This is a genomic window from Pseudomonas sp. Tun-23181 (assembly GCF_057415455.1).
Map to the genome: position 1 here is coordinate 1166940 of NZ_CM171630.1, position 25438 is coordinate 1192377.

The 25438-nt window shown below is 63.7% G+C and carries 20 protein-coding genes; 4 read left to right on the top strand and 16 right to left on the bottom strand.

The window, feature by feature from the left end; translation table 11 throughout:
* Nucleotides 1-12: 12 nt before the first annotated feature.
* Nucleotides 13-951: a Dyp-type peroxidase gene (locus ACDI39_RS05835; RefSeq protein WP_410046083.1), complete on the bottom strand. Its 939-nt coding sequence runs from the start codon at nt 949-951 to the stop codon at nt 13-15.
* 248 nt (nt 952-1199) lie between these two features.
* Here ACDI39_RS05835 and ACDI39_RS05840 point away from each other — a divergent pair, with 248 nt between their 5' ends.
* Complete coding sequence (locus ACDI39_RS05840; protein ID WP_225788979.1) at nt 1200-1997, top strand: formate/nitrite transporter family protein; 798 nt, start codon at nt 1200-1202, stop codon at nt 1995-1997.
* Between the two features lie 34 nt (nt 1998-2031).
* Here the strand turns inward: ACDI39_RS05840 and cydB are convergent, their stop codons facing one another.
* From cydB to ACDI39_RS05905, 13 genes are all read right to left on the bottom strand, one after another.
* Entirely contained in the window at nt 2032-3048 is a 1017-nt protein-coding gene (gene cydB, locus ACDI39_RS05845; protein ID WP_225788978.1) for a cytochrome d ubiquinol oxidase subunit II, read from the bottom strand.
* 14 nt (nt 3049-3062) lie between these two features.
* Nucleotides 3063-4454, bottom strand: coding sequence for a cytochrome ubiquinol oxidase subunit I (locus ACDI39_RS05850; protein ID WP_253081713.1), 1392 nt, complete (start codon nt 4452-4454; stop codon nt 3063-3065).
* Nucleotides 4455-4510: 56 nt separating this feature from the next.
* Nucleotides 4511-6835, bottom strand: a complete 2325-nt coding sequence (locus ACDI39_RS05855) for an FdhF/YdeP family oxidoreductase (RefSeq protein WP_486538002.1) — start codon at nt 6833-6835, stop codon at nt 4511-4513.
* 456 nt (nt 6836-7291) lie between these two features.
* Nucleotides 7292-9565, bottom strand: coding sequence for an FdhF/YdeP family oxidoreductase (locus tag ACDI39_RS05860; protein ID WP_486538004.1), 2274 nt, complete (start codon nt 9563-9565; stop codon nt 7292-7294).
* A 165-nt stretch (nt 9566-9730) separates the two neighbouring features.
* A complete protein-coding gene (locus ACDI39_RS05865; protein ID WP_253081096.1) occupies nt 9731-10627 on the bottom strand; it encodes an MFS transporter in 897 nt (298 codons plus the stop codon).
* 252 nt (nt 10628-10879) lie between these two features.
* Nucleotides 10880-12079 (bottom strand): CaiB/BaiF CoA transferase family protein, encoded by a 1200-nt coding sequence (locus ACDI39_RS05870; RefSeq protein WP_253081095.1) that lies wholly within the window; start codon nt 12077-12079, stop codon nt 10880-10882.
* A gap of 39 nt (nt 12080-12118) precedes the next feature.
* Nucleotides 12119-13036 carry a hydroxymethylglutaryl-CoA lyase gene (locus ACDI39_RS05875; protein ID WP_225790357.1) on the bottom strand — a complete coding sequence of 306 codons (918 nt, stop codon included), beginning with the start codon at nt 13034-13036 and terminating at the stop codon, nt 12119-12121.
* Between the two features lie 122 nt (nt 13037-13158).
* The gene (locus tag ACDI39_RS05880; protein WP_225790356.1) at nt 13159-14058 is read right to left on the bottom strand and encodes a LysR family transcriptional regulator; all 900 of its coding nucleotides are present in this window, start codon (nt 14056-14058) and stop codon (nt 13159-13161) included.
* Nucleotides 14059-14097: 39 nt separating this feature from the next.
* A complete protein-coding gene (locus ACDI39_RS05885; protein ID WP_225790355.1) occupies nt 14098-14475 on the bottom strand; it encodes a response regulator in 378 nt (125 codons plus the stop codon).
* A gap of 44 nt (nt 14476-14519) precedes the next feature.
* Nucleotides 14520-15746 carry a hybrid sensor histidine kinase/response regulator gene (locus tag ACDI39_RS05890; RefSeq protein ID WP_225790354.1) on the bottom strand — a complete coding sequence of 409 codons (1227 nt, stop codon included), beginning with the start codon at nt 15744-15746 and terminating at the stop codon, nt 14520-14522.
* Nucleotides 15740-16315: a chemotaxis protein CheB gene (locus ACDI39_RS05895; protein WP_225790353.1), complete on the bottom strand. Its 576-nt coding sequence runs from the start codon at nt 16313-16315 to the stop codon at nt 15740-15742. The genes ACDI39_RS05890 and ACDI39_RS05895 overlap by 7 nt, the downstream gene beginning before the upstream one ends.
* On the bottom strand, nt 16312-17133 hold the full coding sequence (locus ACDI39_RS05900; protein ID WP_225790352.1) for a CheR family methyltransferase: 822 nt from the start codon (nt 17131-17133) through the stop codon (nt 16312-16314). The genes ACDI39_RS05895 and ACDI39_RS05900 overlap by 4 nt, the downstream gene beginning before the upstream one ends.
* Entirely contained in the window at nt 17130-20603 is a 3474-nt protein-coding gene (locus ACDI39_RS05905) for a response regulator (RefSeq protein ID WP_225790351.1), read from the bottom strand. The genes ACDI39_RS05900 and ACDI39_RS05905 overlap by 4 nt, the downstream gene beginning before the upstream one ends.
* 246 nt (nt 20604-20849) lie before the next feature.
* On the opposite strand from ACDI39_RS05905, the gene ACDI39_RS05910 reads away from it, so the two are divergent.
* A complete protein-coding gene (locus tag ACDI39_RS05910) occupies nt 20850-21200 on the top strand; it encodes a response regulator (protein ID WP_225790350.1) in 351 nt (116 codons plus the stop codon).
* 71 nt (nt 21201-21271) lie between these two features.
* Nucleotides 21272-22588: a glycosyltransferase gene (locus ACDI39_RS05915; RefSeq protein WP_486538010.1), complete on the top strand. Its 1317-nt coding sequence runs from the start codon at nt 21272-21274 to the stop codon at nt 22586-22588.
* Here the strand turns inward: ACDI39_RS05915 and cobF are convergent.
* Together cobF and ACDI39_RS05925 are read right to left on the bottom strand one after the other, a co-directional pair.
* A complete protein-coding gene (cobF, locus tag ACDI39_RS05920; protein ID WP_225790348.1) occupies nt 22560-23303 on the bottom strand; it encodes a precorrin-6A synthase (deacetylating) in 744 nt (247 codons plus the stop codon). The two genes, ACDI39_RS05915 and cobF, sit on opposite strands and share 29 nt — an antisense overlap.
* A 63-nt stretch (nt 23304-23366) precedes the next feature.
* Entirely contained in the window at nt 23367-24656 is a 1290-nt protein-coding gene (locus ACDI39_RS05925) for an OprD family porin (protein ID WP_225790347.1), read from the bottom strand.
* Between the two features lie 360 nt (nt 24657-25016).
* Here ACDI39_RS05925 and ACDI39_RS05930 point away from each other — a divergent pair, with 360 nt between their 5' ends.
* On the top strand, nt 25017-25379 hold the full coding sequence (locus ACDI39_RS05930; RefSeq protein WP_225790363.1) for a histone-like nucleoid-structuring protein, MvaT/MvaU family: 363 nt from the start codon (nt 25017-25019) through the stop codon (nt 25377-25379).
* Nucleotides 25380-25438: the final 59 nt, after the last annotated feature.

The window sequence follows — 25438 nt, forward strand, 5'->3', positions numbered from 1 at the left end:
CACCGCTTGTAGCTACTGCGCACAGCTCTCCAGAAAGGTCGCCGAAGGCACGAAAAACAGCCCGCCCGTGACGGCACGGCTATAGTCCAGCAGTCGATCGTAATTTCCTGGTGGCCTGCCGATGAACATGTTTTCGAGCATTTCCTCGATGGGTTCGGGCGAGCGGGCATAGCCAATGAAATAGGTGCCGAACTCTCCTGCCCCTGGGCGCCCGAACGGCATGTTGTCGCGAAGTATCTTCACTTCCTGGCCATCCTTTTCGAGGGTGGTCAGCGAACTGTGCGAGCAACTGGGCTTTACCGATGCATCCAACTCGATATCCGAGAGCTTGGTCCGCCCGATGATATGTTCCTGCTCGGTGGTGGAAAGCCCGTTCCATCCCGCCATGTCATGCAGGTACTTCTGCACGAGCACGTAGCTGCCGCCCGCGAACGGGGCGTCTTCGTCACCGACGAGGGTGAACTTGCCGAGCTCGCGGCCGCTCGGATTTTCCGTACCGTCGACAAAACCGATGATGCTGCGCATGTCGAAGTAGCGAAACCCCTGGACTTCATCGACCACCGTCACGGCACTGCCCAGGCGCGTCATGATCTGCGAGGCCAGCTCGAAGCACAGGTCCATGTGCTCGGCACGGATATGCAGCAGGATGTCACCGGGCGTCGCCACGGCCACACGCCCGCCGCTACCGATTTCACGGAATGGATGCAGCGATGCAGGGCGCGGCGCGCCGAACAACGCTTCCCACACCGAGGCACCGAAGCCCATCACGCAGGAGAGGTTGCCGGCCGGTACGCGCTTGCCGACCGAACGGACCAGGGCGGCAATGTCGCCACAGAGCGAACGCACGCTATCGCGGTTGTCACTGCCAGGCTTCAGGGTGGCCACGATGAAGAGGGCACTGCGGGTAATCGGGGTATCGACAGCTTGAGGCTCTATCTCGGAAACGTTCATTTCACTTCCCTCACCATGAGGATTCGCGTTGTTGCATCGGTATAGCACAGGCTGCATAGGCAATAAAAATCTTCACCCAAGCCTCTTCCTTTCATAGACAGCTCCTATCAATTCATCCATACAAACAATTGGACTGCTTCAATTTGCCTCAGCTAATTTCCGCCGCCCCATGATCCGCTACCCCTCTACGGCGCTATTGCTCGCCACCCAGCACCGACGCCGTCATACTTTTACCTTGAGTCGTTGAAATGCCTGTGAACACCCCCTCTCAGATTGCCGCACTGGTCGTTGAAACCGGTGTCAAGAAAGCCCACCTACCGACCGCTTCGACAATCATCCTGGGCTTTTTGGCCGGTGCGTTCATTTCACTGGGGTTTCTTCTGGCGATCCACGTCAGCACCCTGATTCCAGCCCCCTGGGCCTCCCTCGGCACCCTGCTTGGCGCAGCGGTATTTCCCATGGGCCTGATCCTGGTGATTCTCGCCGGCGGAGAGCTGTTGACGGGCAACATGATGACCTTGCCCATGGCCCTGTTCGCCAAACGGGTCCGACTCAGCGCAGTGGCCCGCAACTGGCTGCTGGTCACCTTGGCCAATCTTCTCGGCGCGCTGTTCGTCGCCTACTGCTTCGGCCACCTGCTGGGCCTTGCCGAAGGCCCCTTCCTGGCCAAGACGCTGGCGGCGGCGAACGCCAAGGTGAATACCGATTTCCTCCATGCGTTCATTTCCGGCATCGGCTGCAACTGGCTGGTGTGCCTGGCCGTCTGGCTGTCCTATGCCAGCAAGGACGTCAGCGGCAAGATCCTGGGCATCTGGTTCCCGATCATGGCCTTCGTCGCCATTGGCTTCCAGCACGTGGTGGCCAACATGTTCCTGATCCCTGCGGCCATTTTCGCCGGCGAATTGGGCTGGGCCCAGTTCGCCGAGAACATCGCCGCGGTGTTCCTCGGCAATGCGGTCGGCGGTGCGGTGTTCGTCGGGCTGGCCTACTACCTGTCGTACGGCCCGGTCCTGGCTTGCCCGCCGGAACAGCAGCCAGCGCCCTAGGCCCCATCGCCTGCCGGCAGGGGCTGTGACCCGATCAGTGGTAGGCATCCCCTGCTTGCACCTTGCCGCGAAACACGTGGTAGCTCCAGAACGTATAGACCAGGATGATCGGAATGATGAACAACGCACCGATCAAGGCGAACAGCTGGCTCGACAGCGGCGAGGCGGCCTGCCAGAGGTCGATGCCAGGCGGCACGATGTTCGGCCAGATACTGATCGCAAGGCCCAGGTAACCGAGGAACACCAGGGCCACCACGCCAATGAACGGCAGGTGCGAGTGGTGCCTGCGCAGCGTCTTCTGGATCAACACCACCGACAGCACCGCCAGGGTGGCGATCACCACGGAGCGAACCCAATGGCTGCCGGCGAACCAACGCTGGGCGATATCGGCATGCAGCCAGGCAGTCCAGGCACAGATCACCGCGATGACGATCGCCAGCAGGTAGAGCAGCGGGCGGCTGTAGTGGCGCATGCGCGACTCCAGCATGCCGTCGGTCTTGATCAGCAGCCAGGTGCTGCCCAGCAGCGCATAGGTCAGGATCAGCCCGACGCCACAGAACAGCGGGAACGGCGCCAACCAATCCAGGGCGCTGCCGGCGAACTGGCGATTCTCCACGGGGATGCCCGAGATGTAGGTGCCGATGGCAACGCCCTGGAAGAACGTGGCCAGGACAGAGCCCCCGATGAACGCCTTGTCCCAGAGGTGGCGCTTGCGCGGGTGCGCCTTGAAGCGGAACTCGAACGCCACGCCGCGGAAGATCAGCCCCGCCAACACCAATACCAACGGCAGGTAGAGCGCTTCGAGAATCACCGAATAGGCCAGGGGAAACGCCCCATACAGCGCCGCTGCGCCGAGCACCGCCCAGGTCTCGTTGCCATCCCACACCGGCGCCACAGTGTTCATCATCACGTCGCGCTCGCGGGAATCACTGATAAGGGGAAACAGGATCCCCAGGCCCAGGTCGAAGCCATCCATGATCACGTACATCATCAGGCCAAAAGCGATGATCACGCCCCAGATGATCGACAGGTCGATACCTTGAATTGCCATGGTTCAGCTTCCTCTCAATCCGCTACCGACAGCGGACGACGCGCTATCGCAAGTTGGCCCGGTGCATCGGGCGATACGTGCTCCTCGTGTGTCTTCGGCCCTTTGCGCACCAGGCGCATCATGTAGCCGATGCCCACCGTGAACACCGAGAAGTAAATGAGGACGAACAGTGCCAGGGTCACGCTCATCTGCGCGGCGCTGTGATTGGACGCCGCTTCGGTGGTGCGCAACATGCCGTACACCACCCAGGGTTGGCGACCGACCTCGGTGGTGAACCAGCCGGCCAGCAGGGCGATCAACCCCGACGGCCCCATGAGCAGGGCGAACCACAGGAATGCCTTGTTGCGGTACAGGGCCCCGTTGCGCCGCAGCACCAGCGCCAGCAGCGCGCAGGCCAGCATCAGCATGCCCAGGCCGGCCATGAGCCGGAAGCTCCAGAAGACGATCGTGGAGTTGGGGCGATCCTCCTTGGCGAAGCTCTTGAGCGCGGGGATCTGCTTGTCCAGGCTGTGGGTCAGGATCAGGCTGCCCAGGTACGGCACCTCCAGGCTGTAACGGGTCTTCTCGGCATCCATGTCTGGCAGCCCGAACAGCACCAGGGGCGAGGCCTCGCCCGGGACATTCTCCCAGTGGCCTTCGATGGCCGCGATCTTCGCGGGTTGATGCTCCAAGGTGTTCAGGCCATGGGCATCGCCGACCACCACCTGCACGGGCGTGGCCACCAGGATCATCCACATGGCCATCGACAGCATCTTGCGTACCTGTGGCGTGTCGCGGCCACGCAGCAAGTGCCAGGCGCCCGAGGCGCCGACGAACAGGGCCGTCGAGAGGAACGCCGCCAGCGCCATGTGCGCCAGGCGGTAAGGGAACGACGGGTTGAAGACGATCTTGAACCAGTCCACCGGCGCGACCCGCCCATCGATGATCTCGATGCCCTGCGGGGTCTGCATCCAGCTATTGGACGAGAGGATCCAGAACATCGAGATGAGCGTGCCGATGGCCACCATGACCGTGGCGAAAAAGTGCAGCTTGCGCCCTACCCGGTCCCAGCCGAACAGCATGACGCCCAGAAAGCCTGCTTCCAGGAAGAACGCCGTCAACACCTCGTAGGTGAGCAATGGCCCTGTCACGCTGCCCGCGAAATCGGAAAAGCGCGCCCAGTTGGTGCCGAACTCGTAGGCCATGACCAGGCCCGAGACCACGCCCATGCCGAAGTTGACGGCGAATATCTTCGACCAGAAGTGATACAGGTCCCTGTATACCGGGTTGTTGGTCTTCAACCAGCACCCTTCCAGTACGGCCAGGAAGCTTGCCAGGCCAATGGTGATGGCCGGGAAGATGATGTGAAACGAGACCGTGAAGGCGAACTGAATCCGCGCCAGGTCCAGCGCATCTAGATTCGACATGACAATATCCTCGTAGGCCCTCTGCTGAAGGCCTACCCGAAGAAGGAACGTGAGGGTTACTCGGCGACGGTGTGGATCAGGTTGTCCGGCCGTGACTTCTCGAGCGTGATGGCGATGAATTTCGACGTAGGCGTGAACGTCCGGTCACCGTAGCTTTCCAGGGGCACCAGCGGGTTGGTCTCCGGGTAGTACGCCGCGGCCTGGCCCTCGGGCAGGTCGTAGGGCACCAGGCGGAAACCCGACACCCGCCGCTCGCGCCCGTCCTCCCACAGCGACACCATGTCCACGTGCTCGCCAGGCTCGAAGCCCAGGCGGCGGATGTCCGCCTCGTTGACGAACACCACCTCGCGCAGGCCGAACACGCCCCGGTAGCGGTCGTCCAGGCCATACAGGGTGGTGTTGTACTGGTCGTGGGAGCGCAGGGTCTGCAGGATCAGGTCTGGGCGCTCGCCGCGCTCGAGAACGGTCTCGTTGACCAGTTGCGCCGGCAGCTCGTTCGGCGTGAACTGCGCCTTGCCGGTTGCGGTATGCCATTGCCGCTCGGCAGCCGGATTGCCCAGGTGGAAACCGCCCGGTTGTTGCAGGCGGGTATTGAACTGCTCGAAGCCTGGGATCGTGTCGGCGATCAGGTCACGGATGCGCTTGTAGTCGCCGATCACCCAGTCCCAATCGATGGGGTGGTCGCCCAGGGTGGCCTTGGCCATGCCGGCGATGATCGCCGGCTCCGAGCGCAGATGCGGCGAGCGCGGTTTCAACTGGCCATGGGAGATGTGCACCATGCTGAAGGTGTCTTCCACGGTGACGCCTTGCGGCCCCTCGGCCTGCAGGTCGATTTCCGTCCGGCCGAGGCACGGCAGGATCAGCGCGTCACGCCCGGTCACCAGGTGCGAGCGGTTGAGCTTGGTGGCGATGTGCACGGTCAGGTCGCAGTTGCGCATCGCCGCATGGGTGCGCGGGGTGTCCGGCGTCGCCTGGGCGAAGTTGCCACCCAGGCCGATGAACACCTTGGCGCGCTTCTCTTCCATGGCCTTGATCGCCAGCACGGCGTTGTGCCCATGTTCGCGGGGCACCTTGAAGTGAAAACGCTTTTCGAGGGCATCGAGCAGACGCACCGGGGGCTTTTCGTCGATGCCCATGGTGCGGTCGCCCTGCACGTTGCTGTGGCCTCGCACCGGCGACAGGCCGGCACCGGGCTTGCCGACGTTGCCGCGCAGCAGTTGCAGGTTGACGATCTCCTGCACGGTGGGCACCGAGTGACGGTGCTGGGTCACGCCCATCGCCCAGCACATGATCACCCGCTCGGCCTTGCGGTACATGCGCGCGGCCAACTCGATCTCGGCCTGGCTCAGGCCGGATTGCTCGACGATGTGCGCCCAGGGCGTGGCGTCCACCGCCGCCAGGTAGGCGTCGATACCGCTGGTGTGCTCGGCGATGAAGGCATGGTCGAACACCGCTGGCTCGCCCTTGGCCTGGGCCTCGCGCTCCCACTGCAGGAGGTACTTGGCGATACCGCGCATCACCGCCATGTCGCCGCCCAGGGCCGGACGGAAGTAGGCGGTGTTGGTCGGCTCGGCGCCGTTGCTGAGCATCTCGAACGGGTGCTGCGGGTGCTGGAAGCGCTCCAGGCCGCGCTCCTTGAGTGGGTTGAAGCACACCACCTGGGCACCTCGCTTGACCGCCTCGCGCAGCGGTTCGAGCATGCGTGGATGATTGGTGCCGGGGTTCTGGCCGATGACGAAGATCGCGTCAGCCAGTTCCAGGTCATGGAACACCACGGTGCCCTTGCCGACCCCGAGGGTGCTGTTCATGCCCACGCCACTGGCCTCGTGGCACATGTTCGAGCAGTCGGGGAAGTTATTGGTGCCGTAGGCACGGACGAACAGCTGGTAGAGGAACGCCGCCTCGTTGCTGGCCCGGCCCGAGGTGTAGAACTCGGCCTGGTCGGGCGACTCCAGGGCGTTCAGGTGCTGGGCGATAAGGGCGAAGGCCTCGTCCCAACTGGTTTGCACATAGTGGTCGGTGGCCGCGTCGTAACGCATCGGGTGGGTCAACCGGCCCTGGTACTCGAGCCAGTAGTCGGTCTGCGCGGCCAAAGCACTGACGCTGTACTTGGCGAAGAACGCCGGGTCCACCGAGCGCCCGGTGGCTTCCCAGTTCACCGCCTTGGCGCCGTTCTCGCAGAACTTGACCATGTCGCTTTCCGGCGACTCGCCCCAGGCGCAGCCGGGGCAGTCGAAGCCACCGTTCTGGTTGGTCTTGAGCATGGCCCGCAGGTTCTTGAAGGCATTCTCGCTGCCCAGCCAGGCCTTGGTCACGCTCTTGAGCGCACCCCAGCCGGCAGCCGGCCCGTTGTAGGTTCTAATATGTTCTTCTTCGCTCATCAGGTAACCCTTGATTGGCACGCAGAGGGAGGTCGAATTGAAGTGCGAACTTCCAGGTGCGCTTCAAAACTTTACAACGGCAGACTATTTTTGCTGCCGCGCCCCGTCCAATCAAAAGTAACTACAGAGTGATCGGGCTTATCTATGAGCCCGTAAAAACAGGGGTTTCCGACGCATTGCAAGTTAGTGACAGATGACACTTATCAAGTATTAAAAGAAAGCAATTTGACGAACACCGCGAACATTCATAAGCTGCAAATGCCTATATGAATATAGACCCATTAATATATTCGACGCCCATATCAGAGCAGCGTCCAGCCCCTGGATCGAGTTGGCAAATATTAGGGCCGCTGCGCGCCCCATCGCCGGCAAGCCGGCTCCCACAGGATAGCGCCGAACTCGAGGGGCGCGCAGCGGCCCTAATGGCAGTTGCCCCACCAACCGAAAGCACTTCGCTCAGTTGAGCTCCGAACGCATCACCCGCACCGGCACCGACTTGTACGACGGCGTGCCACTGTCCACGTCGATATAATCCAGTGGCACCAATTGGTTCGCCTCCGGATAGTACGCCCCCACCGAGCCAGCAGAGATCTTGTACTCGATGGCCGTGATTCGCTCATAGCGCATCTTCCTGCCATGGGAGACCGTCTCGATGTCCACCAGGTCGCCATGGGCCAGGCCACGCGCCTCCAAGTCCGCCGGGTTCATGAACAGCACATCGCGCCGGCCGAACACACCGCGGTAGCGGTCATCCATGGCATAGATGGTGGTGTTGTACTGGTCATGGCTACGCAGGGTGATCAAGCGCAAGACATCGTCGCCATCGACTTCCTTGTCTTCATGCAGCCCTGGGAAGACGAAGAACTCAGCCTTTCCGGAAGGTGTCATCCACACCCGCTCCGTGGCAGGCAGCGGCATGCGGAACCCACCGGGAACACGGATGCGCTCGTTGTAGTCGTCAAAGCCCGGGATGGTCTTCTCGATCAGGTCACGGATCTTGTCGTAGTCCGCGGCAAGCGCCAGCCAGGGCACGGGGCTGTCAGGCAGGGTCGCGTGGGCCATGCCCGCCACGATCGCCGGTTCCGAGCGCAAGAACTCGGAGGCGGGATTCAACTTGCCGGCCGAGGCATGGACCATCGACATGGAGTCCTCGACGGTGATGGACTGGCGCACGCCCCCTTGCACATCCAGCTCGGTGCGGCCGAGGCACGGGAAGAGGAAGGTTTCCTTGGCGACCAGCAAGTGGGTACGGTTGAGCTTGGTGCCGATGTGCACGCTCAGGTCCAGCTTGCCCATGGCCGGGAAACACTGGCCCGGGTCGGGCAGCGCCACGGCGAAGTTGCCGCCCAGGCAGATGAGTGCCTTGGAGGTGCCGGCGATCATCGCCTGCATGGCCTGCACGGCGTCGTGGCCATGCGCGGTTGGCGGCTTGAAGCCCAATACCTCTTCGATCTTCCGCAGAAAGCTGGCGGAGGGCTTCTCGGTGATGCCCACCGTCCGGTTGCCCTGGACGTTGGAGTGGCCGCGCAGCGGGCAGATCCCCGCGCCAGGCTTGCCGAAATTCCCCCGCAGCATCAGCAGGTCGCAGATCAACCGGACGTTGGCCGTCCCCTCGTTGTGCTGGGTAATGCCCATGCCATAGGTGACGATGGTCGCGTTGGACTTGGCATAGGCTGCAGCCACCTTCTCCATTTGCGCCTTGCTCAGGCCGCTGGCCTGTTCTATGTCTGGCCAGGCGGTGGTCAGCAGGTCGGCTTTCAGCGCATCGAAACCATTGGTGTGGTGCTCGATGAATTCATGGTCGAGCACACCCCCGACAGCGTCTTCCAGCTCCAGCAGCGATTTCATCACGCCCTTGATGGCCGCCGCATCACCGCCGGCCTTCACCTGCAAGTAGGTCGAGGCGATCCGCGTGGAGCCGTAGGTAGCCATCTCGATCATGTTCTGCGGGTCGGCGAAGCGCTCCAACGCGCGCTCGCGAAGCGGGTTGAAGACCATGATCGGCACCTTGCGTCGCGACACTTCGTGCAGGGTCCCCATCATGCGGGGATGATTGGTCCCGGGGTTGTGGCCGATCGAGATCACCAGCTCGCAAGACTCGAAGTCATCCAGCGACACCGACCCCTTGCCCATGCCGATGGAACGCGGCAAGCCCACGCTGGTGGGCTCGTGACACATGTTCGAGCAGTCCGGGAAATTGTTGGTGCCCAGCGCCCTGGCGAACAACTGGTACAAGTAGGCCGCCTCGTTGGACGCCCTGCCGGAGGTATAGAACTCGACCTGGTTCGGCTCCAGGCCACGGAGTATCTCGCCGATCCTGGCGAATGCCTGCTCCCATTCGACCGGCTTGTAGGTATCGCTGGCCCGGTCGTAGGCCATCGGGTGGGTCAGCCGGCCGAGATCTTCCAGCTCGTAGTCCGTGCGATGGAGCAAGGTGGCGACCGGGTGGTTGGCGAAGAACTCCGGGGTGACGCGCTTGTTGGTCGCCTCCCAGGTCACGGCCTTGGCGCCATTCTCGCAGAACTGGAAGGTCGAGCGATGCTCCTTGTCCGGCCAGGCGCACCCTGGGCAATCGAAACCGTCCGGCTGGTTGGTGCGCATGAGGGTGATAGGCGCCCTGAGCGTGTCCATCTGCTCTCGTACCGCCGTTGCAGTCGCCTTGAGTGCGCCCCAGCCTCCCGCCGGGCCATCGTAGTTGCGAACACCAGGTACCTTGCGTCGATTCGCCATGGTCACCCCCTACACGACTTATCCGATAACGCTATAAGTCGATAGTTGGATTATCAACCGCTGTTATAGCGGGGTCGCTGGCAATACCGCTGATGTTTCAAGAACAGTAAAAAGATACAACCTCGATGAAGAAAGGCAAATGAACCCAGTTGGCCGCGGCAGGCATCAGCCCATTGCAGGATTGCGCACATAGCGCGCCAGCACATAGCAACTGGCGATCAACACCGGCACGATCGCCAGCATGCCCATGTACGTCTGCCCGGTGAGGTCGTTGATCAAGCCCACCATGGCCGGGGCGATCATGCCGCTCAGTTGCCCCATGGAGTTCACCGCGGCAACGGCACTGGCGATGGCGATGCCCGAAAACGTCGACTGGGGCAGGCACCAGAAGATCGGTATCGCGATGAACGACCCTGCGGTCGCGAGCACCAGGGCCGCCATCAATATGACCGGGCTGTCGAAGAACCAGCAAGCCAGTAGGTAACCGACCGTGGACGCCAGCATGCACAGCATCAGGTAGGACTTGCGGTCCCCTGTACGGTCGGATCGCCGCGTCATCCATAGCATGCCAACGCAGGCGACCGCGTAAGGCAAGGCGGTCAGCATGCCGACATGGAGCATGTCCTTGACGCCCGACTGGGCGATCAGGTGCGGCATCCAGAAGTTCAGGCCATAACTCGCCATCTTGATGCCGAAGTACACGAACGCGAAAACCGCCACTTCGCGCGTCACCAGCACCCTCCAGAACGAGGAATGGCTTTCGGGCACCTTGTCACGCCCAGCTTCCACATTCTTTTGCAGCAGGTCCTTTTCTTCCTGGGAAAGCCACTTGGCGGACTGGATATCCCGGTCCAGTTTCCACAGCACGACCAGCCCCATCAGGCAGCACGGCAGGCCGGAGAGCACGAACAGCCAGTGCCACCCCGCCAACCCCAGGAAACCGTCCATGCCGTTGAGCACCAGCCCTGCGAGCGGCGCGCCGACAGCGCCGGAGAGGGGGATGGCGAGGAACCAGATCCCATTGATGCCGGCCAGCTGCTTCTTGGGGAACCAGCACGCCATGTAGAACAGGATGGCCGGGCCGAACCCTGCCTCTTGGCGAAGCTGATGTTTATCCTGTCGAAATAGGAAAACAGGAAGCAGATGATGGCCAGCGGGACGATGCGCCAGGCCACCCGGCGGTAGAGCAGCAACTCTTTCAGATGATCCTCGCCCGAGGCCTGCTGGGCCGAAGCGTTGGTAACGGTGACCATGGGGTTTCTCCGGTTTTTCTAATTGTTCGAGATGAAAAGTCCTTTTCCCAATGCCGGTCAGTTAAACGGCATCAGGCTCGTTGGCGGCGCTGAAGATACCGGCCGCCTGCAGCCCCTCGATCCGGGTATGGTCATACCCCAGGCCTCGCATGACCTCGACGGTATGTTCGCCCACGCGCGCCAATACAAGACGAGGCCCGAAACGCCTCCCATCGAAGCTCAGCGGCAGCAACGGCACTTCGGTATGCGAACCGTCGTCCAACTGCAACGTGGCCAGGCCACCGCTGGCCTGCAGGTGGGGATCGTTGAACAGTTCTTCAGGCTTGCGAATCGCTGCGAACGGAATGCCATTGCGCTCCAGTTGCACCGCCAGCGCCTGGGCATCCAGGGTGGCGAAGATCTCGGCCAGGTGGGCGAGCAGCCGGGGGCGCTGCGCCACACGCGCCGTGTTGGTCGCAAGGCTGGGATCGTCCAGCAGCGCTTCCTGGCCCAGGACCCTGCACAGCGCAGCCCATTGCCTATCGCCGGTTGCCGCGACGAACATCTGCTCATCGCCTGCGAACCTGAAAACGTCATAGATCGACCAGGCGCTGATCCTGCTGGGCATCGGCGCAGGTGCCTGGCCGGTCACGACATACTGTTGCATGTGCTGGGCGCAAAGCAGCACGCAGTTCTCGAACAGGCCGCTCTGGATCGCCTTGCCTCTGCCCGTCCGGTTTCGCTCATGCAAGGCGGCGAGAACGCCAATGGCGCCGAACATGCCGCCCATGATGTCGTTCACCGAACTGCCCGCACGCAGCGGTTGCCCCGCGGGGCCGGTCATGTAGGCGAGCCCGCCCATCATCTGCACGACTTCGTCCAATGCCAGGCGATGTTCGTAAGGGCCCTTCAGGAAGCCTTTGTGGGACACGTAGATCAGCGCGGGGTTACGCGCGTGAAGCGTGTCGTAGTCCAGGCCGAACCCGGCCATGCGCCCGGGCTTGAAGTTCTCGATGAACACGTCGGCGCTATCGACCAGGGCCAGGATCGCTTCCCGGCCGGCCGTCGTGCCCAGGTCGACGGCGACGCTCTTCTTGTTGCGGTTGAAGATCCTGAAAAAGCCCGCGCCCGCCCCGGGAAGGTGCCGCGTGCCATCCCCTTTCAGCGGTTCGACCTTGATCACCTCGGCGCCCAGGTCAGCCAATACCATGCCGCACGCAGGCCCCATCACCATGTGGGACAGCTCGACGACACGAATCCCTTCAAGCGGCAGCGTTGACATCGGATGCACTCCGTTACAGGCCTTCACGCCCGAGTGAAATCAAGCAAAGGTTGGAACGCGCCTGGGCAGGCCGGCACGTGCAAGGTGGCCATGCAGCTGTTCGCCAGGCAGCGAGGTTTCGACGGCTTTCCGGCACGCCAGCAAGCGCTCGATGTCGATACCGGTTCGAAAGCCCATGCCCTCGAGCATGAACACCAGGTCTTCGCTGACGGCGTTACCCGACACCCCCGGGGCGAACGGACACCCGCCAATGCCGCCCAGGGACGCATCCAGCTCACGAATGCCGTGCTGGACAGCCACCAGCGAGTTGGCCAGGGCCTGCCCGCGGGTATCGTGGAAATGCACCGAGCGCAGCTTGTCGCCGGCAACGGCTCGCACCGCCTGCAGCGTTCGCTCGACCTGGCCCGGGGTGGCGTGGCCGGTGGTATCGGCCAGGGAAACGATGTCGCAACCGGCCTGCACGACCTTCGCTGTCAACGCGAGCAGGTCGTGCAGGGGAACCTGCCCTTGCAAGGTGCAGCCGAAGGCGGTCGACATGCCGGCGATCATCGTCACCGGATGGCCTGCCTGGTCGCGCAGCTCGCACATGCGGGCGAACGCTTCGACCATCTGCTCCGGGCTACGGCGCACGTTTGACAGGCTGTGGGCGGCACTGACCGACACCGGCACGATGATGCGCTGGGCGCCAGAGGCGAGCGCGGCCTGTGCCCCGTGCAGATTGGGCGCCAGCACCGTGACGGTCAGGTCCGCAAAGGCCAGGGCATGGGCGACGACCGCGTCGGCATCGGCCATTTGCGGCAGGCGCTTGGCGGGCACGAACGATGCGACCTCCATGTGCCGCACACCGGCCTCGTAGGCCATGTCGATCCATTTCAGCTTCGCGGCGGTGGGCATGATGCTGCGAAGGCTCTGCAAGCCATCGCGCATGCCGACTTCGTTCAAGGTGATGTGGTTCATGCCGGCCCCAGGCGAGAGGAAGTGCTGCCAGCCTAAGGAGCTCGCAAAGCGCGGAAAAGACGTTTTTGGCGGTGCTATCCATCTCCGTCGGCGATGGATAGCGCGACGCCGGTGCCGCTTGCCTATGCGGAAACAGGTGTGGCCAAGAGATGATCGAGCAGGCGCCTGGCCGCAAGCGAAAGGCTCGCGCTGTCCCGCACGCAGATGACGAACTCGTCCGTGACCCAGTCATCGGTCAGCGGAATGACCCGCAGCCCGAACAGCTCCACATACCGCGCCACCGCCTCGCGGGGAAAGATGGCCAGCACCATGCCTGCAGCCACCAGGCGCAGCGCCGCATCGAAGGACGATACGCAGGTTCGGTACTGCAAGTCCTTGCCCGCCGCACGGGCCCGTTTCTGCATCTGGGTACCGAGCGTGGAAAAGGCCGAGATATTGAGGTGATGGAAATCCAGCGTCTCGACGAAGCTGAGGCTTTCACGGCCCGCCAGGGGGTGGCGGGCATTGACCACGACCGCCAGGTGGTCGCTGCGGTACGGATGGAACTCCAGGTCGCCTTCGGCCATGGACTTGCGGCAGACGCCGATATCGGCCTGCCCTTCCTCGATGCCACGTACCACATCCGAGCTGAACCGCTCCTCGACATCGACCTGGATATGTTCGTTCTCGGCCAGGAAGCGGGCGAGCTCTTCGGGCAGGAACTCCATGAGCGACGACACGTTGGCCAGCACCCGCACATGGCCGCGAGCACCTTCGGCATATTCGCTCAGCTCGCCTTGCAGGCGCTCGATGTCGCGCATGAACTTTCGTGCATGGCGGAGCAACGCTTGCCCGGCCGGGGTGGGCGCCACGCCTTTCTTGCCGCGCACCAGCAACGCGGTGGCGAAGGCCGACTCGATGTCCGAGATCCGCTTGCTCACCGCTGAAGGCGCGATGAACTCCCGTGCCGCGGCCGCCGCGATACTGCCCTCCTCGCACGCGGCGATGAAGAGCCTGAGCGATACCGGATCAAATTGCCACATGGTCTTCCTAACGGGCCTTGCCCAGGCCTGGTGTCATCATCAGCGCAACAATTCCTGGATCTGTTCGCGCAGGTTATCGAGGTCGAACGGCTTGGCCAGGATCGGCGCCTTGCGCGTGATAGGGCTGCCGCAATCGCGGATTTCCGCCGGATAACCGCTGATGAAGATCACCTTCAGGTCCGGCCGCAGCTTGACCGCCGGCTCGGCGATATCCACGCCGGAGATCCCGCCCGGCAGGCGGAAATCGGTCACCATCAGGTCCAGGTGCGGCTTGCTGGCAAGGATGGCGAAGGCCTGCTCGCCATCCTCGGCCACCAGCACATGGTAGCCCTCGCCTGCCAGGTAATCGCGCAGGATCATGCGAATCGCCGGCTCGTCCTCGACGATCAATACGACATCTTGTGCATCTTCACTCATGGCAGCGCCTTGCAATTCAACAGGTTGGCTATCTGACCCCAGGCTCACGCAGAGGTTGCCTGCGCCTGGTCGCTTTCTCGCCGTGCCGTCGCCAGCGGCAGGTACAGGCTGAAGGTCGCCCCCTTGCCCTCCTCACTGTCGACCTGGATACGCCCGCCGTGAGCCTGGACAATCTGCTCGCAGATGTACAGGCCAAGCCCCAGGCCGCCACTGGCCTGCTGCGCAGCGACCCGCTCGAACTGCTGGAAGATCCGTTGCTGGTTAGCAGCGCTGATGCCGATGCCCTGGTCCTGAACCTGCACACAGGCCATGCCGTGCGCCTCGAACACCCGCACCCGTACCGGCCGCCGCTCGCCATAACGCAGGGCATTGGACAACAGGTTGGCCACCACCTGCTCGATGCGGAACTCATCCCACTCCCCCGGCAATGCCTCGCAGCGCTCCAGTTCGATGTGGGTGTCGAGGGCGGTGGCCTGGGCCGCGAAGTTCTCGACCAACCCCCGTACCAGGTGGCCGAGATCGAACGGCTGGGTGCGGATCGACAACTTGCCGGTGCGTATCCGCGACACATCGAGCATGTCCTCGATCAGCCGGATCAGGCTGTTGATCTGCCGTTCGTCACGCTCGACCATGGCGCGCAAGCGGTCTTCGGTGAAGGCCGCGAGGTTGCCCCTGGCCAGGTGCATCTTGCGCAGCTGGGTCTCGAGGATCAGGCCATTGAGCGGCGTGCGCACCTCGTGCGAGACGATCGACATGAAGTCGTCGCGCATGCGCACCGCATGCTCCAGCTCGCTGCGCGCCACCTGCAGCTGGGCCAACAACTGCTCCTGCTCCTGGCGGCTGTGCTCGAGGGCTTCCAGTTGGCGATTGAGGGCCTTGCGCTGGCGGTACAGGTCGACGAACACCGAGACCTTGCTCTTCACCGCCAGGGTATCGAGAGGCTTGTGCAGGAAGTCCACCGCGCCGCTCTCGTAGCCCTTGAAGGCATAGTTCATCTCCCGCCCGGCGGCGCTGACGAAGACGATCGGGATGCTCTTGGTCTTCTCGATACCGCGCATCAGCTCGGCCAGCTCGAAGCCGTTCATGCCCGGCATCTGCACATCGAGGATGGCCAGCGCGAACTCATGCTCGAGCATCAGCGACAATGCCTGCTCGGCGGACTGGGCCCTGTGCACTTCGCGATCCGCACCCTGGATCAGGGCGTCGAGGGCCAGCAGGTTTTCCGGCAGGTCGTCGACGATCAGCAGTTTGGCGATGATATGGCTTAGCATGCGCAGGGTTCCAGGGTCGCGAGCAGTTGCCCGATACCGTTCAGGGAAAGGATATGGTCGGGCCGATGCAGGGCCAGTGCGGCCTCCGGCATCAGCGCGACCTGTGCGTCGCGGGGGTCCTGGACCACGGTCCGGCCCCCGCTGTTCTTGATGCAGGCAAGCCCCTGGGCACCGTCTTCGTTGGCACCGGTGAGCAGCACGCCAAGCAAACCGGGGCCATAGGCATCGGCCGCCGACTGGAACAGGAAGTCGATCGCCGGGCGGGAGAAATGCACCGGCTCTTCCTGGCTCAGCGACAGGGTCAGGTCACGCTCCACCGACAGGTGGTAGCCAGGCCCGGCCACGTAGATCAGCCCCGGCGCGATGCGCTCCTTGTCACGGGCCTCGCGCACTGGCCGGTGCAGGCGCCGCTGCAGCACCTCGGCCAGCTGGCTGTGGCGGTCGTCAGGCAGGTGCAACACGCACAGCACCGGGATGCCGAACCCCGGCGGCAAGGCACCGAGCACCTTGAACAGCGCCGCGACACCGCCGGCCGAAGCGCCGATGACCACCGCCTCTACACCGTTCATGATTTGCGGTAGATCCGTTCGGGCCGTACCAGCGCCTCGAAACGCTCGCCGTAGGCGGAAAAGTCCACCGACTCCTTGCTGCCCAGGACCAGGAAGCCGCGGTGGCACAACGACTCGTGGAACAGGCCCAGGGCGCGGTCCTGCAGGTCCTTGTTGAAATAGATCAGCACGTTGCGGCAAGACACCAGCTGGGTCTCGGAGAACACGCTGTCGGTGGCCAGGCTGTGGTCGGCGAAGGTCACGTTGTCGCGCAGGCTGGCGTCCATGATCCCGTTGCCATAGGCGGCGGTGTAGTACTCGGAGAAGTCGCGACGCCCACCGGCCTTGCGGTAGTTCTCGGCATACTTGTGCAGGTCCTGCAGCGAGTAGATGCCTTGCTTGGCTTTTTCCAGCGAGTGCGGGTTGATGTCGGTGGCATAGATGATGGTGCGCTCGAGCAGGCCTTCCTCGTGCAGCAGGATGGCCATCGAATAGACTTCCTCGCCCGTGCTGCAACCGGCGATCCATACCTTGAGCGACGGCCAGGTGCGCAGCAGCGGCACCACCTCGTTGCGCAGCGCGAGGAAGTGCCCCGGGTCGCGGAACATCTCGCTGACCGGGATCGTCAGGTACTGCAGCAGCTGCATGAACATGCCCGGGTCGTGCAGCACCCGCTCCTGCAGCGCCGACACCGTACGGCAGTCGAACTGGCGCAAGGCATGCAGGATCCGGCGCTTGATCGAAGCGCCGGAATAATCGCGGAAATCGTAGCTGTACTTGAGGTAGATCGCCTCGATCAGCAGCCGGATCTCGATATCGGTGTTACGTTCGCTAGTCAAATTCGCTCCAGTTGCGGCAGCCAGACACGGATCAGGGAAAACAGCCGGTCCAGGTCGATCGGCTTGGCCAGGTAGTCGTTGGCACCGGCCTGCAGGCAACGCTGCTGGTCATCCTTCATCGCCTTGGCGGTCACGGCGATGATCGGCAGCTTGCGCCAGCGGGGCTGTTGGCGGATCAGCCGGGTCGCCTCGTAGCCGTCCATCTCCGGCATCATCACGTCCATCAGCACCAGGTCGATGTCCTCGTGCAGCTCCAGGCGCTCGATGGCCTCGCGCCCGTTGCGGCCGATCTCGACGATGGCGCCCTTGTGCTCCAAGGCGCTGGTCAGGGCGAAGATGTTGCGCACATCGTCGTCCACCAGCAGGATCCTGCGCCCTTCGAAGACCTTGTCGCGGCTGCGCGCGGTCTTGAGCATGCGTTGGCGCTCGTGGGACAGCTGCGACTCGACCTTGTGCAGGAACAGGGTGACCTCGTCGAGCAGGCGCTCCGGCGAGCGCGCGCCCTTGATGATGATCGAGCGCGAGTACTTGAGCAGATCGGCCTCTTCCTCGCGGGTGAGGTTGCGCCCGGTGTAGACGATCACCGGCGGGAAGGCGCGGATCTGCTCGCAGGTCATGCGCTTGAGCAGCTCGTTGCCGAGCATGTCCGGCAGCTTCAGGTCGATGATCATGCAGTCGTAGACGTGCTCGCGCAACAGCGCCAGGGCGTCCTGGGCCAGGGCCACGGCAGTGATCTCGATGTCGTCGTCGCCGATCAGCCGAGCGATGCTCTCGCGCTGCAGGTCATCGTCCTCCACCAGCAGGATGTGCTTGAGCTTCTGGGTGAGCTTGGCTTCCAGGCGGGCGAACACGTCCTTGAGCTCCTCGCGGCTGGTGGGCTTGACCGCATAGCCCACCGCGCCCATGTGCATGGCCGCCTCGACGCGGTCCTCCACCGAGAGGATGTGCACCGGGATGTGGCGGGTCGAGGCCTGCTCCTTGAGGCGCTGCAGCACGGTGAGCCCGGAGTGGTCGGGCAGGCGCATGTCGAGCAGGATGGCGTCCGGCGTGTATTGCACGGCCAGGGCGAAGCCTTCGTCGGCGGCCTGGGCCACCAGGCAGTCGTAGCCCAGCTCGTGGGCCAGGTCGAAAAGGATACGGGCGAAGTTCGGCTCGTCCTCGACTACCAGGATGCAGCGCCGGGTGAACGGCGCTCGCTCGCGGTCGTCGGCGAATGCCGGGGCCTGGCGTGGCGCCTGGACGGGCACGGGCACCGGCATCGTCAGCGGTGCCGGCGGTTCATCGGCGTCAGGTCGCGGGCTGTGCGCGTGGTCCTGTTCCTCCGGTGCCTCGTAACGCGCCGGCAGGACCAGGCTGAACACGCTGCCCTGGCCAGGGCTGCTGTCGACGCTGATGTGTCCGCCGAGCAGGTGGGCAAGGTCGCGGGAGATCGACAGGCCCAGGCCGGTGCCGCCATAGCGGCGGTTGCTGGTGCCGTCGACCTGGTGAAAGGCGCCGAAGATCGCCTGCTGCTGGTCGGCGGCGATGCCGATGCCACTGTCGCGCACGGTGAAGACGATGCCCTGCCCGGCCTGCTGGCTGATGTCCAGGCTGACCTGGCCGTGCTCGGTGAACTTGATGGCGTTGGACAACAGGTTCTTGAGAATCTGCTCCAGGCGCTGGCGGTCGGTGAACAAGGTCGCCGGCACCTGCGGCTCGACCTGCACCTTGAAGGCCAGGCCCTTGTCCTGGGCCAGGGGCTGGAACATGGCCTGCAACCCTTCTACCAGGCGTTCGAGCTGGGTGGGCTCCGGACGTACCTCGAGCTTGCCGGCCTCGACCTTGGCGATGTCCAGGATGTCGTTGATCAGGTTGAGCAGGTCGTTACCGGCCGAGTAGATCGACTCGGCGAACTTGACCTGTTCCTCGCTGAGGTTGCCTTCGGCGTTCTCGGCCAGCAGCTTGGCCAGGATCAGCGAGCTGTTGAGCGGCGTGCGCAACTCGTGGGACATGTTGGCGAGGAACTCGGACTTGTACCTGTTCGAGCGCTGCAGGTCCTCGGCGCGAGCCTGCAATTCCAGCTGGGCTTGGTTCAGCTCGCTGTTCTTGCGGTCCAGGGCCTCGGTGCGCTCGGCCAACTGCTCGTTGGTCTGCTCGAGCTCTGCCTGCTGGGTCTCCAGATGGGCCTGGGACTCCTTGAGCACCCGCGACTGTTCTTCCAGTTCCTCGTTGGCGGTCTTGAGCTCTTCCTGCTGGACCTGCAGCTCTTCGTTGAGCTGCTGGGTCTCGGCCAGCACCTCCTGCAGACGCTGGCGGTAGCGGGCGGTTTCGATGGAAATGCCCAAGTTGCCGCCGACCTGCTGCAACAGCTCGCCGTCGCGTTCGTGCAACGGCCGCAAGAAGCCCAGCTCGATGACGCCATTGACCTGGCCGTCATCGCTGAGCGGCATCAGCAAGGCACTGCGTGGCAGGCCGCTGCCCAGGCCGGAGCTCAGGCGGTAGTAGTCTTGCGGCAGATCGTCCAGGCGCAGCAGGCGCGACTGGCGAACCGCCTGGGCCAGCAGCCCTTCCTGGCTGCCGAGCCGTTGCTCGCGGGCCTGTTCCTCGGCATCCAGCCCATAGCTGGCTACCCGAACCAGATGCCCCTGCTCGTCGCGTATGTAGAAGGCCCCTACTACGCTGCCCAGGTAGCTGGCGAAGAAACGCAAGACATTGTCGCCGAGCATGGGCAGGGTCAACTGGCCCAGCACCTGCTCGGCCAACTGGGTCTGGCCGTTGCGCAGCCAGGCCTGTTGCTCCAGCCGCTCGGCCGCGCGCTGCTGGGCCTGCAGGTTGTCGACATAGCTGTCGGACAGCGCCAGCAGGTCACGCCGGCCCAAGTACGCCAGCAGCCCGGTCAGGGCGACGATCAACGCCACGAAGACGCTGATGGCCGTCATCGTGACGGTGTTGACCGTCGCATTGCGCGTCATGCGCAGTTGCTGCTCGCTGGCGATGAGATCGTCGAACTCCTTGCGGATCTCGTCGGTCAGGCGCTTGCCCTGGCCGTTGCCAATGCTGCTCTGGTAGTCGCCCTGGTTGCGGCGCAGGGCGATCATGGCGCCGCCGAAGTCGTTCCAGGCGCGCTGCAAGGCGATCAGCCGGTCGATGCGCTCGACCTGCTGCGGGTTGTCCGCCACCATGGCGCGCAGGCTCTGCAGGCTGCTGAAGATGCGTGGCTTGGCCACCTCGTACGGGTCGAGGAAGCGCTCGTCGCCGGTGATCAGGAAACCGCGCATGCCGGTTTCCATGTCGATCGAAAGCTTGACCGTCTCGTTGGCATTGCCGATCACCTGATCGGTATGCTCGACCCACTGCATGGCCGAGAGCAGGTAGTTGATCACCGCGACGAAGGCCACGGCGCCCAGCAGGCCCACCCCCAGGGGGAGACCGATGTTGCGGCTCAACAGCTTGCGAAAGCTTTGCTGATCCATCGAGGCTGCTTGAATCATCTGAAAACGCCTGAGCGAAAAAAGTCCGTTGAAGGGCCTGGTGGGCAGGTCCTGCCGCTGCGCCCACTGGCTTCATAGCGAGTCTAACCAGCTTTGCCAGGTCTGACAGGGCACTTAGCCAGTATTTGAAGGTACCCTGCGCCAATCGTTCCCTGGAAAGGTGCCGATCGTTATGCTGGGGGAACTTCTGCCAGCGCCGCAGGCACTGAGTAGAAATCCCCTTTTCCCTGAACAGGACCCCGGATCATGCAACTTCTGGTAGTCGAAGACGACGACATCGTACGCATGCTGATGGTCGAAGTGCTCGACGAGTTGGGCTATACGGCCATCGAAGCAGCGAGCGCCACTGCCGCGCTGGAGATCCTCGAGGATCCCGGGCAGCCCCTGGCCCTGCTGATGACCGATGTGGGCCTGCCAGACATGCGCGGCGAGGAACTGGCGGCCCGGGCGCGGCAGGCAAGGCCACAACTGCCGGTGCTGTTCGCCAGCGGCTATGCCGAAAGCGTCGAGGTGCCGCCGGGCATGCACCTGATCGGCAAGCCGTTCAGCATCGAGCAGTTGCGTGAAAAGGTGGTGGGGATACTGGGTACGCCGTGAGGTGCGGGGACAGGGCCATTCCCATCGACTCATGATTAAATAGCACCTTTTGACCCCCAAGGCCCTCCCCCATGCTCCACGTCCTGGTCATCGGCTACGTCTGGCCCGAGCCTCGTTCCTCCGCCGCCGGCGGGCACATGATGCAGATCCTCGAAAGCTTCCTGGCCCACGGCTGGCGCATCACCTTCGCCAGCCCGGCAAGCGTCGGCGAGCACAAGGCCGACCTCGCCGCGCTGGGTATCGCCGAACAGGCCATCGCCCTCAACGATGAAAGCTTCGACCGCTTCGTCGTCGACCTGGCCCCGGACGTCGTGCTGTTCGACCGTTTCATGATGGAGGAGCAGTTCGGCTGGCGGGTGGCGAAACATTGCCCGCAGGCCCTGCGCGTCCTGGAGACCTCCGACCTGCAGAGCCTGCGCGAGGCCCGCCACCAGCTGCTGCGCCGGCGCTTGGTGGAGGGCCTGGACCCCAACGATTTCCGCGCCCTGTTCAACACCAGCGGCCCCGACCTGTTCCGCCAGATGGCGCCGGCCGACCTGACCCAGCGGGAACTGGCGGCGATCTACCGCAGCGACCTGTCGCTGATCATCTCCGACGTGGAGATCGACCTGCTGGTCAACGGCTTCGGCGTGCCGGACTACCTGCTGCACTGGTGCCCGCTGATGCTCGACCCGGCCACCCAGAGCCTGCGCCCGTACGCCGAACGCCAGCACTTCCTGAGCATCGGTAATTTCCGCCATGCGCCGAACTGGGACGCGGTGCTGTGGATGAAGCACAACCTCTGGCCGATGATCCGCCGGCGCCTGCCCGACGCCCAGTTGCATCTGTACGGTGCCTATACCCCACCCAAGGCCACGGCCCTGCACAACCCGCGCGAAGGCTTCCATGTGCAGGACTGGGCCGAGGATGCCCAGGCGGTGATGAGCGCCGCGCGCATCTGCCTCGCGCCGCTGCGCTTCGGTGCCGGCATCAAGGGCAAGCTGACCGACGCCATGCTCTGCGGCACACCCAGCGTGACCACGCCGATCGGTGCCGAGGCCATGCATGGCCCACTGCCCTGGCCCGGCGCGGTGGCGAGCACCGCCGAAGGGCTGGCCGAGGCCGCCGTGCGTCTGTACAGCGACGAAGCAGCCTGGCAGCAGGCGCAAGCTGCCTGCGCGCCATTGCTCCAGGCGCGCTACGACCAGCGTCGCCACGGCCCGGCCCTGGTCGAGCGGATCGAACACAGCCTGGCGCACCTGGCCGAGCAGCGCCTGTACAACTTCACCGGCGCCATGCTGCGCCATCACCAGCACAAGAGCACCCAGTACATGGCCCAATGGATCGAGGCGAAGAACCGCCTGGCCGACGTGCAGGCCACTAGCGCCGCAGCAGATAGGTGTCCATGATCCAGCCCTTGCGCCGCCGCGCCTGCTCGCGGGCCTCGAGGATCTGCGCCTTGACCGCCACCAGGGGCCCGGCGATGAGTATCTCGTCGGCGCTGCCCAGGTAGGCGCCCCAGTAGATCGTCAGCCCCGGGTCGTCGAGTTCGGCGAAGGCACACTGGCCGTCGAGCATCACCACCACGTTGTCGATACGCGCCTGCCCGGCCAGGCGCCGGCCCGGCAGCACGGTGAGCGGCTCGCCGATACGGTTGAGGGGAATCTGGTGACGCGCCGCCAGGGCCTGTACGCTGCTGATCCCCGGAATCACCTCCAGGCGCAGCGCCACACCCCGTTCACGGACCAGGTCGAGGATGCGCAGGGTGCTGTCGTACAGCCCCGGCTCGCCCCACAGCAGGAAGGCGCCGACATCCTCGACGCCAAGTTCGTCCTCCAGCAGGCGGGCATACAGGGCGGCACGTTGCTGGTGCCAGTCCTGCACCGCACCGACATAGTCCGGCGCTTGGCCATCGCGACGCGGGTCCTCGACCTGCACCAGGCGGTAACCACCTTGCGGCCGGTAGCGCTCGAGGATGGCCTTGCGCAGGCGCACCAGCTCATCCTTGTCGGTGCCCTTGTCCAGCACGAAGAACACCGAGGCGCGCCGCAGCGCGTCCACCGCTTCGAAGGTGACCTGGCGAGGATCGCCTGGCCCGATGCCAATCAGTAGGAGTTGTTTCATCGCCCCGCCCGTCCGCAAACCAGCGGCCATTGTCGACCGTCCGCCCGCATCGGGTAAAGCGTCCTACAAAATCGAGAAGTTGTAGCTAACGATGATCCGCGTCTCGTCCATGTCCCGCGCCCATTGTGCGTAGTTGCTGCGGTAGGTGGAGTTGCGCAGGCGCACGCTGAGGTCCTTGAAGGTGCCACCCTGCACCTGGTATTTGAGCTCGGTGTCGCGTTCCCACTCCCGGCCCTCGGCGGTGCTGCCTGGCACGCGGATATGGTCGCCGTTGATGTAGCGGGTGAAGAAGGTCAGCCCCGGCACGCCGAGAGCCTTGAAATCGTAGTCGTAGCGCAGTTGCCAGGAACGCTCCTGGGCCGCGGCGAAGTCGTTGACCTGGGCGTAGTTGACCAGGTACGGATTGCTGCCGTCGAGGTACGGCATCGCGCTCTCGCCGTACATGCGCTGCCAGCCGGCGCTGACCTTGTGGCCACCCAGGTTGTAGCCGAGCATGCCACTGAAGGCGCGGTGGTCGATCGCTCCGGCGCGGGCGTTGCCGATGTCGTCGCTCTTGATCAGGCGCAGGTCGGCGACCAGGCTACCCAGGGTCAACGGCTGGCTGGCCACCAGGCCGAGGAAGTGCTGGCGATAGATGTTCTCCAGCTTCGCCACCTGGTACTGGGCACTGAGGCGGTCATTGAAACGGTAGTCGAGGCCGGCCAGGTCGAAGTGGTCGGCCTCGATGCCGCAGGCGTAGCGCTTGTTCTTGCAGTGGACGCGAATGTCCTGGCGGTCGGTGGAGTCACGTGCGGTGTACTTGTCCAGGCGTGCCAGGGTGAGCTTCAGGTCGCGCACCTCCTGCGAAGTCAGCATGGCACCGTGGAACAGGGTTGGCAGCAGGCGGCCATCGTTGTATTTGAGCAGCGGCATGTCCGGCATCATCGAGCCATAACGCAGCACGGTGCGCGACAGCCTCAGCTTGCCGGCCACGCCCAGCTTGGCGTATTCGTCGGCGGAACGGCGCGGGTCATGGCCACTGGAGGGCAACAGCCCACTGTTGCTGTCTGCCGGGCTGGAGTCGAGCTTGAAGCCGGCCATGCCCAGGGCATCCACGCCGAAACCCAGTGGGCCCTGGGTATAACCGGAGCGAACATCGAGGATGAAACCCTGCGCCCACTCTTCACGTTTCGATGCGCCCTGGCTGGAACTGCTGTGGCCATCACGCAAATCCCGGTTGAAATAGACAGTGCGTGCTTCGACTTTGGCCGTGCTGTCTTCAAGAAAACCGGCGGCCTGGGCATCGATAGCGGCGCACAGCAAGAACAGGCCGGCAACACGGCGCCCAGGGGCCAGAGGAAAGGGGGCAAACATGCGAGGGGACATCCGAAAAGAAGGGCGAATACCAACCGGGAGCGCAGTTTGCCCCCGGGACTGCAAGACTGCGGGAAAAGATCCCTGCCATCATCTGCTATGATCGCCCGGGCGCTCTACGACAGGCCATTGGACCATGGTCTAGACACCCTGGCAGGGCATGCCGCGCACCTTGGCCAATACCGCGCGAAAAACTAGCAAAGTTCCCGGATAATGAATTGAAAGTTTGCGGTTTACCCACTAGCCGACGACTACTACACTCATTATCAGCGAACAGTTTTTCCCCACCGCGTGGCCGGCGTTTATTGCTTTTCAATGTTCGTCACGTCATGCCACGGCAGACTTACAGGAGTGATGACAGTGTCCAGACTTGCAGAGTTTCGTGCTGCCGAAAAAGCGCTTCAGGAGCAGATGGCGCAACTGGAAGCGATGAAAAAGGATGCCGGCCTGAAACGCGAAATCGAATTCGAGCAGAAACTACTCGGCCTGATGAAGAGCTATGACAAGAGCCTGCGCGACATCATTGCCATCCTCGATCCGAAGCAGGCGGCCAAGGCCCCGGGCACACCGCCGAAACAGCAACGCCGCCCGCGGGTGGTGAAGGTCTACGAGAACCCGCACACCGGCGAGCTGATCGAGACCAAAGGCGGCAACCATCGTGGCTTGAAGGCCTGGAAAGAACAGTACGGCGCCAAGACCGTGGAAAGTTGGGTGCGCTCATGAAACATCAACACACACTTCACACTTTTTTCACAGCGGCTGGTCCAGTATCGAACCAGCTA

Excerpts from the sequence above, each read along its gene's own strand:
- ACDI39_RS05835 (WP_410046083.1), bottom strand. The coding sequence starts at position 951 with ATGAACGTTTCCGAGATAGAGCCTCAAGCTGTCGATACCCCGATTACC.
- ACDI39_RS05840 (WP_225788979.1), top strand. The coding sequence starts at position 1,200 with ATGCCTGTGAACACCCCCTCTCAGATTGCCGCACTGGTCGTTGAAACC.
- cydB (WP_225788978.1), bottom strand. The coding sequence starts at position 3,048 with ATGGCAATTCAAGGTATCGACCTGTCGATCATCTGGGGCGTGATCATC.
- ACDI39_RS05850 (WP_253081713.1), bottom strand. The coding sequence starts at position 4,454 with ATGTCGAATCTAGATGCGCTGGACCTGGCGCGGATTCAGTTCGCCTTC.
- ACDI39_RS05855 (WP_486538002.1), bottom strand. The coding sequence starts at position 6,835 with ATGAGCGAAGAAGAACATATTAGAACCTACAACGGGCCGGCTGCCGGC.
- ACDI39_RS05860 (WP_486538004.1), bottom strand. The coding sequence starts at position 9,565 with ATGGCGAATCGACGCAAGGTACCTGGTGTTCGCAACTACGATGGCCCG.
- ACDI39_RS05865 (WP_253081096.1), bottom strand. The coding sequence starts at position 10,627 with ATGGCGTGCTGGTTCCCCAAGAAGCAGCTGGCCGGCATCAATGGGATC.
- ACDI39_RS05870 (WP_253081095.1), bottom strand. The coding sequence starts at position 12,079 with ATGTCAACGCTGCCGCTTGAAGGGATTCGTGTCGTCGAGCTGTCCCAC.
- ACDI39_RS05875 (WP_225790357.1), bottom strand. The coding sequence starts at position 13,036 with ATGAACCACATCACCTTGAACGAAGTCGGCATGCGCGATGGCTTGCAG.
- ACDI39_RS05880 (WP_225790356.1), bottom strand. The coding sequence starts at position 14,058 with ATGTGGCAATTTGATCCGGTATCGCTCAGGCTCTTCATCGCCGCGTGC.
- ACDI39_RS05885 (WP_225790355.1), bottom strand. The coding sequence starts at position 14,475 with ATGAGTGAAGATGCACAAGATGTCGTATTGATCGTCGAGGACGAGCCG.
- ACDI39_RS05890 (WP_225790354.1), bottom strand. The coding sequence starts at position 15,746 with ATGCTAAGCCATATCATCGCCAAACTGCTGATCGTCGACGACCTGCCG.
- ACDI39_RS05895 (WP_225790353.1), bottom strand. The coding sequence starts at position 16,315 with ATGAACGGTGTAGAGGCGGTGGTCATCGGCGCTTCGGCCGGCGGTGTC.
- ACDI39_RS05905 (WP_225790351.1), bottom strand. The coding sequence starts at position 20,603 with ATGATTCAAGCAGCCTCGATGGATCAGCAAAGCTTTCGCAAGCTGTTG.
- ACDI39_RS05910 (WP_225790350.1), top strand. The coding sequence starts at position 20,850 with ATGCAACTTCTGGTAGTCGAAGACGACGACATCGTACGCATGCTGATG.
- ACDI39_RS05915 (WP_486538010.1), top strand. The coding sequence starts at position 21,272 with ATGCTCCACGTCCTGGTCATCGGCTACGTCTGGCCCGAGCCTCGTTCC.
- cobF (WP_225790348.1), bottom strand. The coding sequence starts at position 23,303 with ATGAAACAACTCCTACTGATTGGCATCGGGCCAGGCGATCCTCGCCAG.
- ACDI39_RS05925 (WP_225790347.1), bottom strand. The coding sequence starts at position 24,656 with ATGTTTGCCCCCTTTCCTCTGGCCCCTGGGCGCCGTGTTGCCGGCCTG.